Origin of the sequence: Rosistilla ulvae (assembly GCF_007741475.1) — a bacterium.
In the GTDB taxonomy this organism is placed as follows: Bacteria; Planctomycetota; Planctomycetia; order Pirellulales; family Pirellulaceae; genus Rosistilla; species Rosistilla ulvae.
The window spans coordinates 3,780,864-3,796,150 of record NZ_CP036261.1; the positions used below are offsets into that span (position 1 = coordinate 3,780,864).

Consider the following 15,287-nt stretch of genomic DNA (forward strand, 5'->3'; position numbering starts at 1 on the left):
TCCATACCGAACTCTAGTATCCACAGGAAATCCCATGAGACGCGTCACCCTACTGTTGGCAACACTCTTCCTGAGCACGGGACTGTCCGCCGCCGATCGCCCCAACATCCTATTCATCTTCACCGATGATCATTGCGAACAAGCGCTCAGCGCTTATGATCCGACGCGGATCACGACCCCCAACCTCGACCGCATCGCCAACGAAGGGATGCGGTTCAACCGCTGTTACGTCACCAATTCGATCTGCGGTCCCAGTCGCGCAGTCATTCAAACGGGTAAATACAGCCACATCAACGGCTTCTTGCAAAACGGGTTCGCGTTTAATGGAAACCAACCGACCTTCCCCAAGATGTTGCGCAAGGCGGGATACCAAACGGCGATCGTTGGTAAATGGCATCTCGAATCGACACCGCAAGGCTACGATTATTACGACGTCTTGAAAGGGCAGGGGCCATATTACAATCCACCGATGATCACCGCTGGTGAAAACAATCGGCCGGTGACACGGCGGCACACCGGATACACCACCGAGATCATCACAGAGAAGACACTCGCATGGTTGAAAGATGCCCGCGACACGGAAAAACCTTTCATGTTGATGTACCAACACAAGGCGCCGCATCGCAATTGGATGCCCGCGCCAAAATATCTGAACTGGTTGGATGACGTCACGATCCCCGAACCCGAAACGCTATGGGATGACTACGCGGGACGCACGGCTTCGGCATCCCGCCAGACCATGACGATCAAAGACCATCTGACCGACAACGATTTGAAGTTGTCGGGCTACGGAACGATGAACGCCGAACAGCGAAAAGTCTGGGACGCAGCCTACGGTCCCAAAAACGAAGCTTTTCAAAAAGCTCGTCAAGCCATGAGTCCCGAAGATCTGATTCGATGGAAATATCAACGCTACGTCAAGGATTACCTGCGGTGCGTGAAAAGCGTCGATGATGGCGTCGGGGAGGTGCTCGATTATTTGGACGAATCCGGATTGGCCGACAACACGATCGTGATCTATTCCTCCGATCAGGGTTGGTATCTCGGCGAGCACGGCTGGTACGACAAGCGTTGGATGTACGAGGAGTCGCTGAAGACTCCGCTGTTAGTCCGCTGGCCTGGAAAGGTGAAAGCAGGAACGACCAACGATGATATCGTCTCCAACCTCGATTTTGCCGAGACCTTTCTCGACGTCGCGGGGGTCGAAATTCCCGCCGACATGCAAGGCCGCAGCCTGACTCCACTGTTGCAAGGACAAACACCCGATGACTGGCGCCAGTCGTTCTACTATCAATATTACGAGAACCCTGGTTCCCACAATGTTGCGAGGCACTACGGCGTCACCAATGGCAAGTACAAGCTGATCCATTTCTATGCCTATCAAGGCCAAGCGATCGATGACTGGGAGCTATTCGATCTCGAAAAAGATCCCCGCGAGTTGCACAGCGTTTATGGCGACGCGGACTACGCCGAAGTGCAAGCGCAAATGCAGAACGAACTACAGCGTTTGAGGACGCTCTACCAGGTGACCGACGATGATCCTGCGGCGCGGATGCGAAAGAAACCGGCTGGCAAACGCAAGCCTCGGCTAAAGAAAGCGTCCTAACATCGGCAGGTCGCCGCGAACCGAGCGAATCGACTATCGATTCCGATGCCACCACTTCCAGACCGTCGACATGCTCGCCAACAGCCCGGCCATCATCAATGGCATTGAATAGGTGAACATGATGAAGACGATCTGCAACGAACGGTCGGAACTTGGCGCGGTCCCGGCGCGTTGAAACATCGACGCCAGTTCTGCGTCGACGGTCGGGATTCGCGAGGCGTGGTACAACCCCGCCGACATCACACTGAAGACCACCGTGATCAGCAACATCGTGCGGATGCTGATCTGAAACGGTGGGCGGGTCGCGTGACGTTGTGTTTCGTTCGGACTTTCGGGTTCGGATTCCATCGCGGCTACCAATATTTCTCGAATCGAATCTGCCCCGGGCCGTCACTTCCGTGTTCGCGAAACCCGCGCTGCTGCAGAACCTGCAACATTCCTGGCGAGGACAATGCCGGAGCCCCGGGGGGTTGATACCCGATCATCGCGGGATTGCCGCACAAAAAGATATGCGTTCGCTGCGGATCCAGCTTCAATCCCGCCGCCGCCTCGAAGATCCCCGATTCGACAACCTGTTGAAGATGTTGTTTACCGACGTATCCGGGAAGCCCGGGATTCATATTTTCCGCTTCACGCGTCGTGAAATGCAAGTATTGATAGTTCGCATACTTTGCCGACAACCGCGTTTGCGCGGCGATATACCCCAGGTCGCGACGCAACCGAACGCAGGTTGCCGAAACGATTCGTCCGCGATGACCACGGCTCAATAATTCGGCACTCATTGCGTTGTGGGGAGCTTCTCCCGTCCCGGTCGCAAAAAAGATAACGTCGTCATCGGGGGCGACCTCTTTCAGCACGTACGTCCCCACGATGCGTGGCGACGCAAAGATCCGATCCCCTTCGCGCATCTGGAACAATCGCGGCGTGAGCGCGGGGGGATGATCGGCGCGGCGGACCAGCGTGACATAGAACTCGTAATATTCCAATTGGCTGCACGGTGCCAATTGCTCGTAGGTATCCAACATCGGGCAGGATATCGAATAGGCCCGCTTGACCACTTTGCGGAATTGTTTTGGCGCCAGTAGTTCCTCTTGCGATGGTTCGACACGTGGCTCCCAATATCCCAACCCAAGCGTCAGGTACTGCCCCGCCTGAAACGGGACAACTTCGGAATCAGGCTTGACGCGAAACAGGGCCAGATCTTCGTGGATATCGATCCGTTGAATCAGCGTCGCGTTGTACGCCGCACTCCGGAGTTCCTCGATTTCATCCAGTGTTGGGGGGACTTCGATGGTCTTGTTCACGCCTTGGATCCTCACTGAACTGCCTGTATTAGACGCTGCACGTGGACACCTCACCTTTACAGGCCACTGCGAGCGCTCGATCGCGCCATCCGTTGCCAGCGTAGGGAAAGCAACATCGACAGCACCGATCGATGCACATTATCCTACAATACGAATCAAATCGCCATCCGAACGGGTGATGCATGAGGCGAGTGTAAGTAAAATTATCATCTCGCGTCCAATGCGTTTATTGCAACGACAGTCGTACTGGCGTCGTGCGTTCCCGTGACGCGAGCGGTCGACCGATGGCGGATAAGATCTGCCCGTTAACAGAACGCGTCGACCGGCGGATATCGCCGCGCGACGCTGTTGGAAGTCCCCCCTCTGAATATCGATTTTCGAGAACCAAGTATGATCACCCTTCGATGTGCACTGATTGGAATCCTGGTCACCAGCGGGTTGACCGCGCACGCCGAAACATGGACCACGCTCAACGGGCAGCAATTTGAAGCCACGTTCCGCGGGATGTGGGGCAAGGCGGCGATCTTCGAACGCGCCGACGGACGCCGCGCTGCGATTACGTTGTTGAACATGAATGCTGAAAGTCGCATTCGACTGCAGAAGTTGAGCGAAGAGGTTGACGCGCGACGAAGCCAACGGGTCGCCGACCTGCAACAAGCCGCCGATGCAGCGCAGATGGCTGCAGCCGCAGTTCCGGCAGCGGAAGGGACCGCAACATCGCTGCCGCCGGTCGTTGAATATCAACCGATGGCCGACGCGATGGATCTGAAGTCGACCATCTCGCATCTATTAGACCAGTCGTCCAGTGGCCATCTTCGCGTCTATTGGGACGCGTTACCAGCCAGTTACCAACGCGACATCGATCAGATGCGCACCGATCTAACTGGAAAGATCCCGGCCTCGCAGTGGGATGCGCGCATCGATCTACTGGCGAAAGTAGCTCGAGTCCTTCAAGAAAAGCAATCGCTGCTGATGGGCAGTTCGATGCTTGCCTCATTCCCGGCACCGATGAAGGACTCCGTTCGAGATGGTCTCTCACCATTGGTCGACCAATTGGCGACCATCATGCAGCAGGGGCAGCTCTCGCACGAAAAGGTCAGCCAGACCGAATTGGCGACTCTCATCGCGGAGCTATCGCCCGAACTGGCCGGCCCGATGCGGAAGCTGTTGGAGGCGACCCGAGGTATGTCCCCCGTCGCACCCAACATCGAACGAATGCAAATCGAACAGACCGACGACTCTCACGGAACCGTCAAGGATCCGGCGGTTGACCACAACAGCACCTGGACGAAAGTGGAGCAGCGTTGGATCTCCGATAGCGTCGCAGACGACTGGACCAACAACCTGCAAGCGACCGGCCAGCAGTTCGAATCGTTCTTTGGGGAGGAGTCGAACGCCAAGGCGGCCCAAATTGGAACCGTTGTCGACGGATTGCTCGCAGCGCAAGATCAACAATCATTCGACGCGGTCATCTTCCAAGTCGTCTTGCAGATGGGGCCCATGCTGAAGCAATTTGGCGTCGCCCCGGGAATGCCCGGCGGATTGTAAACCATCGCAGCAGCGATGGAGATGACGAATGACGCAGTAGTCTCTTGCCTAATAGTGCTCGATACAGGCAGGGCATACCGCTCGCCGACGAACGGTATCTTGCAGGCCCCCGGCCCACTACGACTACCATGCGCGGAACAGCGCGAATACTGCGACTCCCAGCACCAGCACGACCATGAACGTGAGTGCCGGGACCAGGAACACAGCCCCCGGCGACTTCTTGTCGAACGGCGGATCGTGAGGCTTCTGCTTCGCTGGGGTTTTAGACCGGTGGGTCGAATCGTGTGTGGAACTGCTCATCGTACTTCTCCTGAGTTTGCAAAAAGGGGATACTTCGACGCGTGGAATGCGATTAGCTGTTTTCCAGCGGAACCGGTGCGAGGTGCTCCGCGATGAACCAAGCTTGAAACTCGTTGACTCGCAACACGTCCCCGACGACCATGTCCTCGGTCCCTAGATCACCTCGCTCGCCAATCGCCTTGGCGATGAAGCGGCAGTAGGTGCAGATCGTCTCATGCGCTTGCAGAAGCCGGGTCAGTTGATCGGTCAACGCCTCGCGCCCCCGCGGCGGGTGGGCGATCTGCGATTTCTCCGCCACGTCAGCTGGCATTCCACGGGCCGCGCCGCCGAGCACCTGGATGCGTTCGGCAACCGTGTCGACGATCTCCACCTGTTCCCCGTAGTGTCGATCCAACAGCAGATGGATCTGATAAAAGGTTGGGCCCGCCACCTGCCAGTGATGCTTCTTATACATGTCTTTCAACATGATGCTGTCAGCCAACAGTTGATTCAATTGATAGACGGTCTTCTCACGATCTTCGCGGGGCAGCCCGATTGGGATATCGATCAGATCCTCGCTCTGTCGGACCTCGGTTTCGACTCGGCTCAGTTGCGGGCTCACGTCGATTGGTTCAGTTGTTGTCGCCATTGATTTGTCCTCGAAGTTCGGGGCTTGAATGCGTCGTTGCTGGGAGTGATCTCCACATCCGCAATATGGAGTTGGCTCCACTTTCGTGGATCGTTTTCCGTACGACTTCGAGTAGCGACGCAAACCATGGGCCAAAGGCTTGATCGCTGCACGGACTGCAAGGCGATCGAATTTTCACCGACGTATTGATCGGTGATCGATCAACCGCGATGCGCGTTTGCAAACCACACCGTCCACGCTTTCGACCCGCCGACCGACGCCACGCCGATCCAAGAAGTCACCCAGCATCGAAGCAGTCAACCGTTTTCCAACTTGCGGCGCCGACGGTGATCAAGTTGTTGTGTTCGAGCTCAACATTTGGCACGTTCTGTGCGTTAGTCCCAACCGTGGTCGCGAAACGACTCACAGCAACCAAAGCAACATCGAAACAGCGGGGCGAACAACTGTGTCGGTAATTCGCAACTGTTTCACAGAAAACGCAGACAAAGGAATCGTTCGATGAACTGGGATCAAATCGAAGGCAAGTGGAAACAAGTTAAAGGCCAAGCCCGACAGAAATGGGGCGACCTAACCGACGACGACTTGGATCGAATCCATGGCAAGCGAGACGAGCTTGTTGGCACCGTCCAAGAACGGTACGGGATCGCGAAAGAAGAAGCGGAGAAGCAGGTGCGAGAATTCGAAGGCTCCTGTAACTGTTAGATCAACAAGGCGTTTGAGTGCGTGCAGACTCAAGCGTTGCAGTCACGATTTTCAACAAATTCCAATCGTAGGAGAACACAATGAAACGTCTCATCAACATCGCAGCAGCCATTGCGATCGTATCGTCTGTTGGACTACTGAGTGCCTCGGCGGACGATTCGCAGACCAAAAGAAAACATCTTGGACAACTGGACGAGAAGCTGACCGGAGCCAACATCCGCGTTAGTCAGTTGATCGGCATGGATATCCAGAATGATCGCGGCGAGGATGTCGGGGAAATCAACGACATCGTCCTCGATACAACAACCGGAGAAATCAAATACGCAGCCGTCACCTACGGCGGGTTTCTTGGCCTCGGCGACAAATTGTTTGCAGTCCCATTTGACGCATTCCAGGTTCAACAAAATCCGGACGATCCCGACGATAAGGGCGACCTCGTTTTCGTCCTGAACGTCACCCAAAAGCAGATGGAAGGGGCGGTCGGATTCGACCAAGATCACTGGCCCAACTTTGCTGACAAGAACTTTATTCGCGATATCGAAAAACGATATCAGATCAATCGCCGCGATCGAAAATCCCGCGGTGGCGTCGACGTGAACGTCGATCGTAATGGGGTCGACATCAACGTGGGCGGCGACCGAGACCGTTAACCGCGCCGACGGGGACCCACGCGTCGGTGCGATGCCGACGTCCCCGCTATCGACAACCCGAACTGCCGCGAGCCATCAACTTGGGTCGCGACAGTTTTCATGCGCCACCGGGTGTCCGGCATTGCGGCGACCGCAACTTGCCCCCCCGATCCGATCGACATGATCGGCAGGCGTCCAATCCGGTAGATGTTCAATCAACGGAGACGCTGTCGACGGCAAATTCCCTTCGATTTCACGATTGGCATACGAAGTGCATTCATCTTCCTAACAGCGGCAATCAACCAGCCGCCCGAAACACAAACACCTAACCATCAACGGAGTTGTAGAAATGATCACGCGCGAAGAATTGAAAGGACAATGGAACGAGGTTAAGGGTCGCCTGCAAGAACATTGGGGGCAATTGACCGACGACGACTTGAGCCGTGTCCAGGGATCGGCAGAACAATTAGTCGGTGTCGTCCAACAAAAGACAGGAGCGACGCGGCGCGAAGTGGAGGACTTCCTCTCCAACGCAGTCAATGAAAGCAACCGCATCGGCCAGCAAGTGAGCGACGCAGCTCAACAATATGCCGATGTCGCCGGCCAGTATGCAGCCGAAGCGGGAGAGTACGTGAAGGAGAACTACCGCCGCGCGGCCGATCTGGGAGGCGATTACACGGACCGTTTGGCACACACGGTTCGCACCCGACCCGCGGAATCGCTGGCGATTGCGTTTGGGCTGGGTATTGCGGCCGGTGCGGTCTTCTTCATCAAAGGGCGTCGTTAAACGTCGCCCCGCACCGTAGATCCCCCCGCTCCCCCCATCGATTCCGCTGCGGTGCGTACGCCGCAGCGTAAGGCGTTCGATAGGTCGATCCCGCTGCGGGAGCCTCGTACACGACAGCTAGTGCAGAAATCAGGACTCAATCCAGTGGCAAACACACTCGCAACCCGGAAACAATCGGCGGCCATCAGGCATCAGATGCAACTGATCCGCAATGCGCTGCCGCGCGACGTCGACGCTGCTCGAGCTCAGGCGCAAGAGCTGACCGACTGGCGATACCACATGCGGAAGAATCCGTGGCCGTTCCTGGCAGTGGCATCGGTCGCCGGCTACGCGTTGGTTCCAGCCAAGCGAGTACGGCATACGGTGACTCACCCAAATCCGGGCGCCGTACAGGCCCAACCAGCCCCGCCACGGAAGAGTCTGGTGGGAGGTGTCGCGGGTGCGTTGTTCACGCTCGCCCTGCGATCGGGAATGACTCTGGCAACGCGGCGGTTGTCGCAGGCCTTCATGTCCCCGGCGACTCCGTTTCAACGGGCAAACTGAAATTCACCTTCCACCCCCAACGTACCATCATGATCGCGCCAGCCAACAATCGATTCAAATCCAGTTCCGACCGACCATCGCGGCAGCAAGCCTGGGATATCGCCCATCAATCGTTAGCCGAAGAAGGATTGCTTTCGGATCAACCGCCAAGCGTGGGCAACCACATCAACAAAACGATCGGACGCTACCCATTGCTTGCCATCGCGACCGCCACCGCGATTGGGATTGCCACGGGATGGTGGATCAAGCGGAGAGACGTCCAATAGAAGGCCCAGCGAAGTGTTGCGTCGCTCCAGCGGGAGTGCATCGGGCCAAATCACAAACAACCGTTGAAACGAAATCGAACCATGACGATGAACAACCACTCCGGCTTCAGCCGCGTCGCACGCGATCTGTTGGAGCTGTGCGAATTGCAGTTCCAATTGCTGTCGGTCGATAGCCAAGAGGCGCGACGCAAAGCGACCCGCGCGATGCAGCTGACCGTGATAAGTATCGCGTTGGGCGGTTCGGCGCTGACAACATCGATGATCGGCTGCAGCTTCCTGGTCCACGAACTGGCTGGTTGGACCCCAGGAGCGTCCCTGGCATCCGTTGCCGCAGCAAGCTTTGTCGTCGTCGCGGGATTGCTTTGGGCTGCGAGTCGAGCAACGGCGACGGCAACCGCCGCGCTACAAGAGACCAAGTCTGAATTCATCGAGAATTTGAAATGGCTCAAAGCCGTCCTGATCCGTCCCGAAACATCCCCTAGAAATCAATTGCGGGCCGAGTCGTTTCCGGATCGCAATCCATCGTGCAACCCCGATGCGAACGGATCGCATCCATTCCAAAGTGCTCTCTACAACGAAAGGTGAATCGAATGTCTCCATCGATACAAGAATCGCAAAACACTCGCAACCAAACAACAAACGAAGCCGCCCGGCAGACGGCCAACCGCGTCGCTCATTCGGCAGCCGACGCGACGCAGGAGTGTGCATCCTACTACGTTGGGCAACCCGCCAAGGACTTGTTCAGTCTCGCTAAAGACTATGCCCACGACAAACCGGACATCGCCGCGTTCTGGTGCTTCGGATTGGGCGTGTTGGTTGGATGGAAGTTGAAACCGTAGCCCGATAGCCCCGCATGCGGAACGCATTGAACCAATGGGGAAAGCGTCGACGCGATCACGGCGATTTCAGGTCGCCGAACTCAGTTCTTTGACGCGAATTAGAAGGGCTTGCAGGTTGGGGGCACAGCGAGAATAGATCGCTCGCGCCTCATCGACCTGCTCGCGCCGCGCGGCGTGAAGCAGATCCTCCAACTGCGAAACCGGAGGACCTGTTTCGAACGTGCTACACATCCCTTTCAGTTTGTGCGCCGCCGAAACGATCGGGTCGACCGCGCCAGCTTCCAACTGGGCCTCCAACTCTGCAACGATTTCCGGAGCGTCCTCGGATACAATCTCCGCCATGGAAATCAAAAGCTCGACGTCCCCCGACAGGCGATTGAGCGCGCCGGCGAACCAAGATGTCTGCTCATCATTCATTTTAGATTCCTCTTTGCGAACGAGCACCGCGGTCAAATGCCAACGCGTTTTCGATGCGGCGCCGTCCGGTCCCCTGCGTATTTGTGCGATCGGTACACGGTACAGAATCGCTCCCAAGCCCCCTCGCGCGGCGAGTTCGAAGCGTGAATCGATCCCTCGGTTTCTGTAACACGCGTAACCTAACGCCCCTACCAATTAAACTGTCGCGTATGTAGGCCAGCGCCATCACTCGATGACAGCATACAATCCTGACGTTGCCGCGCCGACCTGCGCCGCGTCGGCTCACAGCCATCCTTAAACCTTGCCGATTCGGACGCCCAATGCCCACTGGCCCCAGTGCGTTTCGAAAAGTCAGCCACGACCCAGCCCACCACTACGGGCACGCCAGACACACCCGCACTGGGAGGACGAGCCGATAGTACTCTCGATGCACATTGCGTACCACCGTGTCTCAATCCGCCATTTCCAACGATTTTCCGGCCCAATCCATCGGTCATTCAGGACCATCGTCCCAATGACTGTTCCGTTTCCGCTGTATAGCATCTAACATGAACGGCTAAGGTACATTGTGGTGGCTCGCCCTTATTCACCCGGTTGATCTGGTCAAACAGGAGAGGAGATATCGATGGACGCGGGCAAGAACTCGGCGACAAACGACGCTGATTTCGCCAACGACATTGCGCGCCAAGCCCAGCTGTTCCAACAACGTTTCTCCGATAACACGCCCGGAGCTGCTGGTCGAGACGTCAAGCTGGACAGGTCGCGACTGGAATCGGTCCTCACGCTGTTCCAGCAAACGCAGGACACCGCTACGACCATCTCGAACGGCGAAGGCGAAGAACAGGACGATTTCGAGCCGCCCGAACGGATCGGACGCTTTAAGGTCGACGGCATCATCGGTGTCGGGGGATTCTCGACAGTCTATCAAGCACACGATGATGTGCTGCTGAGGGATGTGGCGCTGAAATCGATTCGTCGACGCGTCAAGGTAGCGAACGTTGAAGACGACTCGCGAATGCACGAAGCCCGCGCCGCGGCTCGCTTGAGTCATCCCAATCTGGTCCCACTATATGAAGTCTTCCAGGATGCCGATGCGGTCTACTTAGTTTCGGAACTCTGCCTGGGGTCGACATTGGCCGAGTGGTTGACGGCGCACCCAGGTCCGATCGATGCTCAGATGGCATGTGGGACCTGTTTTGAGCTGACCGAAGCGATCATCCACGTTCACGATTGCGGGTTGGTCCATCGCGACATCAAGCCCGGCAACATCATGATCTCCGAATCGGTAGGGACCGATGGACGCTTGAAATTGACTCCTCGCTTGACCGACTTTGGATTGGTCCGCGACATTTTTGCCGACTCCGGTCTCGTGAAGTCCTACCGTCTCGTCGGAACATTGTTATTCATGGCGCCCGAACAGGTGCTTCAGAACGAACAATGGCATGGCAAAGCGTGCGACATCTTTGCGATTGGGATCGTGTTGTATCGGATGCTGACAGGGAAGCTGCCGCATCAGGGAGACAAAGCGATCGAGCTGTTCCATTCGATTTGCGTTGAACCTCCGATTCCGCCGCGCAAGTTTGTCCCATCGCTCTCGCCCGATTTGGAAGCGATCTGTCTGAAGTGCTTGGCCAAAGACCCTGCCAACCGCTACGCGACCGCCAGCGATTTGCGCGATGACCTGTACCGTTACCAACGGGGCTTAATGGTCGAGGCGCGACCGCGATCGTTAGCCGAAAGGACATGGGTCGCGATCCGACGTTCTCCGTTGGAATCGGGTTTGTTGGCGACCATCATCCTGTTGTTGGTCGCCGGAACGGTGATCTTGGGGCACAGCAATCGACGTTTAAACGAACACCAATCGCAGCTGGAACTGGCGTTTGGCGAGGTCATTGCCAGCGAACATCGCGCGGTAAAGGCGCGAAAGCAATTTCGTGAGCAACGCGATTTGGCAAAAGTGACCGAACGGCAAGCGGTCGAGACGGCTTATGTCTCCGATCTGCGGCATGCCTACGACGCATTGTCTCACAACAACCTCGTTGGCGCGTTGGAGATCTCCGAATCGATCGAAAAGTACGCCGCAGGGATTCTCCCCACGGGGATCGATCTGAACATCCTGCAAACCCAAGCGCGCGAGAACTGGACCCGGTTGCCAAGTGCTTCGACTCCTATCCGGCAAATCGCGATGTTCCCCGATTCGTTCCGATTTTTGGTCGCCGACGAAGAGGGGCCGATTCGGATCTACCGCAGATCGGACGGTCAGATCGAACATGAGATCGCACAACGCGACGGGACGCGGCGGTTTGCCGTCGCGATCTCGCCCGACGGGCAATTGCTCGCCGTGGGGAACCAGATCGCCCAAGACGGCGATTGGTTGAAAGCACTCAATCAAGTCGAATTCATTTCGCTGGGCGAACGCGCGGTTCCGGACATGATTCCCGATCTACCAACAACCGTCGAATCTCTGGCGTTTTCAAACGATGGCAGGCTGTTGGCGGTGGGATGTCGCTACCAATCGGTTCAAGTGGTCGACGTGGAATCGGGGAACTTGGTGCAATCGGTCCGTTCGACCCGCCGCAACCACGAACTTGCTTTTTCCAACGATGGACACGAACTGCTGGTCTTGAAGGAAAGCACGCAAGTTCGGTGGACGGATTTAAAAAACAACAAGAAATCCGCCGAAGTGAAGACCAAACGCTACGTTAATCGCTGGGCGTGGGCCGAATCGGGGGCGAAGTTGGCGGCTTGCTTTTCGGGTTGGCACGGGGTTGCCGTCGTCGATCTAGCGGATGCCAAGCATTCCGAGATTGAATTACTGCACAATTCAGGAATTGCGACCTGCGTCGCGATTTCTCCCGACGGTCAGAGAGTGGTGGCGGGGACTCAAAATGGCGCGATCTTAAAATGGGATCTCCGCGAGTTGCCGAGTGGTGGGAGCGATGCGAAAGAGACGCGGTCGCGTTGGCCTGCAGGGGATGCCGCGATCCTGCACGCTGGATACGTCACCGAAATTGCCATCGATTCCCAGGGACGGATCTTCAGTGGTGGCGAAGACGGATCGCTAGCTCTCAGTTCGTTTGAAAACGCTCCCCCACCCGCGATCGAACTCCAATTTGAAACGCGTTGCGCGGCGCTGGCTCCCGATGGTCAAACGGCCTTCGTGGGCTGCAGCGGCGGGGCCGTCTTGGCGATTGATACGGTGAGCCATGCCGTGACCAGCGTCGTCCCGAAGGCCTCGGCAGCTCTTGCCTTCGATGCGGAACCGCGTTGCCTGCAAGTTTCACACGATGGGCGGTGGTTGGGTGTTGGTACGGTGGGTGGTGATTTGTTGGTAATCGATTTGCACGATCCTACGGCCAGCTATCGCGTTACGAATCCGGACTACGAAGACCAGCGCGATAACTGTGCCAAAGGGATTCGATTTGCGCCAAACGGGGATCGTTTGGTCTTCTCGACGGCCAATGGATACCATGTTGGATTTTATGCGTTGCCTCACGCTACCGGTGAATTGACACGCCTGGCGGGGCAAGTGGTTGCGTTGCGCCATCAAGCGATCACGCTGTTGGATGACCAGCGTTGTTTGATGTTTGGCGACTCGATCGGTGAGTTCATTCTTGGAGGATCCGATGCGACGTTGGTCGGCAGGGGCATGGCCAAGTTTGTCACCGCGTGTTACGCGCCCGAAGAGGGGATCATCTACTCTGCTGCCCTCGACAATCGAATCCGCAAACACGATTCGAATGGGGGCATGATCGAAACCAGTGCGCGGTGGAACTCACCGGCCGGTTCCGCGGCCCAAAATTTTGAAGTCACTGCACTGGCAATTACTCCCGACGGCAGGAATCTTTTGACGGGTGGCAGCGACGGATCGATCGGTATTTGGAATGCGCGAGACCTGCGGAACTTGGGATTTGTGGTCGCCGGCGACGGGCAGGCCCCAGTCACCGACATCCAATTCTCCGACGATGGCAAGACGTGGATCTATTGTCGAAAAACGGAAAATCGAAGCTTAGGAAAAATTCCGTTTCATATCAATCAACTCGATTGATTCGCCAGCCTGGCCGCGCGGCCAGGCGTTTGTCCTTGGTTCCGCCGCGAAACGGAGGAGGCTGACTCGGACAGTTCAGTTCGATGGTAGTTCCAACTGGCCCAGGTCGTTCGGCTGGTCGGGACCAATCGTGATCGTCACCGGACTGGTTTCCGGGGCGGCATAGCTTGCATCGATTTTGTTGGGGCCGGTAAACGATCGTGCCAATGCGTTATAATCCTTCAGCACGAACGTGACTCGATAGTCTCCCGCCGGGGCACCGTCACCAGCGGCATAGGTCGAGACTTTGATTTGCCCCTGAGCGTCGGTGAAGCCTTGCGGATAGAGTTGCTTCGCCGATTCCTCGGTGCCGTTCGAATGCAACGCGATTTGAATGTTCTCCACCGGCTTGCCATCGACCGTGACGGTCCCCGTGATTGGGAATACCGGCACTTCACCGGCACGTGGTTGTTGGCCACAACCGCAAGCCGCGATGACAACGATCACGGCTGCGAAACGTGTTAAAAAGTGAAAATGCATGGCTATCGGGCGTTACGGCGCCACCTCTCCTTTCGCGCGTGTGATTCGAGCGGCGAAGGTATACGCATCGATCGTTTCGGAATTGAACTGGACCGATCCATCAGCCATCAGGAACATCGCTCCGCCTGGATGAAAAGCGTGAAACCCTTGGCTGCGAAGATTGGTGCAATTGATTGGGCATCCTCCTTGAGGCATCGGAAAAGTGGTTGCGCCACGGACCGACCCTTCCAACCAATTTTCGCCGTTTAATGGATCGCCCCAACCACCACCATTTGTGTCTCCTATCGGCGCGGGGAGGGCAAGGATTTTTCGCCCCGTATAGATTTCCTTTCCGCCGGTCCGTTCGCCCATCAAAAAGGTGTTGCTGGTGCCGTCGAGGATCGATGAAAAACGAGTCGTTGCTGTTTCAAATGGATTGACCTGCATTAATGCCCCTTCCCTCGCGCTACCTTCGTTGTTGCTGTAGGCTATCTTTGCGAAGATTCCTTTGACCCCACCGGTCACACAATAATCCGACGGAGCCGCGCGATAACTGATCGCTCCTAGACCGGGCAAAAAAGCCGCAGCCGTAGTGGCGTCAATATTGGCGTCATAGACGCGGTCAATTCCGCCTGGGCTCGAAGGACAGACAAAACCAGCCAAAGGCGTAGCGATTACCGAAACGTTTTGTTGTCCGATCGTCCCCCCCTCATTCGTCGGTGAAACCCGGCTGTCGTACCGGTCGTACAGTGCTTGCTGTTCCATAAACGGCAGCAGCCCCATATTCCCCCCTTGGATGTTGAATGGAGGAGTCATGCCATGAATGTACCAAGCTGCGGGAAAGCTCTTAAAGGTGTCGTGGTAGTTATGGAATGCCAACCCGATCTGTTTGAAGTTGTTGCTGCATTGCATGCGTCGTGCAGCTTCGCGAGCCGCTTGCACCGCGGGTAACAACAAACCAACTAAGATCCCGATGATCGCAATCACGACCAACAGCTCGACCAACGTAAAACCAATTCGCCTCGATCTCATTGCCGTCTTCCTTCCACAATAAAATGCTAGAAAAGAACGGAAATGGCGTCGCAGCAATATTTAATACGCGACGCCACTCCGGCGTACTGTCGCATATCCTAGCACTACACCCTTTCTGCGGCAACTAAATACACATTCAG

17 protein-coding genes are annotated in these 15,287 nt (G+C 56.5%); 10 read left to right on the forward strand and 7 right to left on the reverse strand.

The features are described from left to right. Window positions 1–34 precede the first annotated feature (34 nt). On the forward strand, window positions 35–1,606 hold the full coding sequence (locus tag EC9_RS13410) for a sulfatase family protein (RefSeq protein WP_145345959.1): 1,572 nt from the start codon (window positions 35–37) through the stop codon (window positions 1,604–1,606). Between the two features lie 33 nt (window positions 1,607–1,639). Here the strand turns inward: EC9_RS13410 and EC9_RS13415 are convergent, their stop codons facing one another. Then, window positions 1,640–1,954, reverse strand: a complete 315-nt coding sequence (locus tag EC9_RS13415) for a hypothetical protein (protein ID WP_145345961.1) — start codon at window positions 1,952–1,954, stop codon at window positions 1,640–1,642. A gap of 5 nt (window positions 1,955–1,959) precedes the next feature. Continuing rightward, window positions 1,960–2,910, reverse strand: coding sequence for a ferredoxin--NADP reductase (locus EC9_RS13420; RefSeq protein WP_246105661.1), 951 nt, complete (start codon window positions 2,908–2,910; stop codon window positions 1,960–1,962). A gap of 390 nt (window positions 2,911–3,300) precedes the next feature. Here EC9_RS13420 and EC9_RS13425 point away from each other — a divergent pair, with 390 nt between their 5' ends. After that, window positions 3,301–4,458 (forward strand): hypothetical protein, encoded by a 1,158-nt coding sequence (locus tag EC9_RS13425; protein ID WP_145345963.1) that lies wholly within the window; start codon window positions 3,301–3,303, stop codon window positions 4,456–4,458. A gap of 123 nt (window positions 4,459–4,581) precedes the next feature. Here EC9_RS13425 and EC9_RS26535 read toward each other — a convergent pair whose 3' ends face one another. Both EC9_RS26535 and EC9_RS13430 read right to left on the reverse strand, forming a co-directional pair. Beyond that, entirely contained in the window at window positions 4,582–4,758 is a 177-nt protein-coding gene (locus EC9_RS26535; RefSeq protein ID WP_218934114.1) for a hypothetical protein, read from the reverse strand. Between the two features lie 52 nt (window positions 4,759–4,810). Continuing rightward, entirely contained in the window at window positions 4,811–5,386 is a 576-nt protein-coding gene (locus tag EC9_RS13430) for a Dps family protein (RefSeq protein WP_145345965.1), read from the reverse strand. A 498-nt stretch (window positions 5,387–5,884) separates the two neighbouring features. Between EC9_RS13430 and EC9_RS13435 the strand changes: the two genes are divergently transcribed. The 7 genes from EC9_RS13435 to EC9_RS13465 all read left to right on the forward strand — a co-directional run bounded on the left by EC9_RS13435 (window position 5,885) and on the right by EC9_RS13465 (window position 9,152). Continuing rightward, entirely contained in the window at window positions 5,885–6,088 is a 204-nt protein-coding gene (locus EC9_RS13435; protein WP_145345967.1) for a CsbD family protein, read from the forward strand. Window positions 6,089–6,168: 80 nt separating this feature from the next. After that, window positions 6,169–6,738: a PRC-barrel domain-containing protein gene (locus EC9_RS13440; protein ID WP_145345969.1), complete on the forward strand. Its 570-nt coding sequence runs from the start codon at window positions 6,169–6,171 to the stop codon at window positions 6,736–6,738. A 328-nt stretch (window positions 6,739–7,066) separates the two neighbouring features. Further along, entirely contained in the window at window positions 7,067–7,504 is a 438-nt protein-coding gene (locus EC9_RS13445) for a CsbD family protein (RefSeq protein ID WP_145345971.1), read from the forward strand. A gap of 144 nt (window positions 7,505–7,648) precedes the next feature. Next, window positions 7,649–8,047 (forward strand): hypothetical protein, encoded by a 399-nt coding sequence (locus EC9_RS13450; RefSeq protein WP_145345973.1) that lies wholly within the window; start codon window positions 7,649–7,651, stop codon window positions 8,045–8,047. Between the two features lie 29 nt (window positions 8,048–8,076). Continuing rightward, window positions 8,077–8,313, forward strand: a complete 237-nt coding sequence (locus tag EC9_RS13455; protein ID WP_145345975.1) for a hypothetical protein — start codon at window positions 8,077–8,079, stop codon at window positions 8,311–8,313. 87 nt (window positions 8,314–8,400) lie between these two features. Then, window positions 8,401–8,898, forward strand: coding sequence for a phage holin family protein (locus EC9_RS13460; RefSeq protein WP_246105662.1), 498 nt, complete (start codon window positions 8,401–8,403; stop codon window positions 8,896–8,898). Window positions 8,899–8,903: 5 nt separating this feature from the next. Then, window positions 8,904–9,152 (forward strand): hypothetical protein, encoded by a 249-nt coding sequence (locus tag EC9_RS13465; RefSeq protein WP_145345979.1) that lies wholly within the window; start codon window positions 8,904–8,906, stop codon window positions 9,150–9,152. A 66-nt stretch (window positions 9,153–9,218) separates the two neighbouring features. Here the strand turns inward: EC9_RS13465 and EC9_RS13470 are convergent, their stop codons facing one another. After that, window positions 9,219–9,569, reverse strand: coding sequence for an Hpt domain-containing protein (locus tag EC9_RS13470; protein WP_145345981.1), 351 nt, complete (start codon window positions 9,567–9,569; stop codon window positions 9,219–9,221). Window positions 9,570–10,194: 625 nt separating this feature from the next. Here EC9_RS13470 and EC9_RS13475 point away from each other — a divergent pair. Next, a complete protein-coding gene (locus tag EC9_RS13475; RefSeq protein ID WP_145345983.1) occupies window positions 10,195–13,617 on the forward strand; it encodes a WD40 repeat domain-containing serine/threonine protein kinase in 3,423 nt (1,140 codons plus the stop codon). Between the two features lie 75 nt (window positions 13,618–13,692). Here EC9_RS13475 and EC9_RS13480 read toward each other — a convergent pair whose 3' ends face one another. Next, a complete protein-coding gene (locus EC9_RS13480; RefSeq protein WP_145345984.1) occupies window positions 13,693–14,136 on the reverse strand; it encodes a hydroxyisourate hydrolase in 444 nt (147 codons plus the stop codon). 12 nt (window positions 14,137–14,148) lie between these two features. After that, window positions 14,149–15,147, reverse strand: coding sequence for a DUF1559 domain-containing protein (locus EC9_RS13485; protein ID WP_145345986.1), 999 nt, complete (start codon window positions 15,145–15,147; stop codon window positions 14,149–14,151). Window positions 15,148–15,287: the final 140 nt, after the last annotated feature.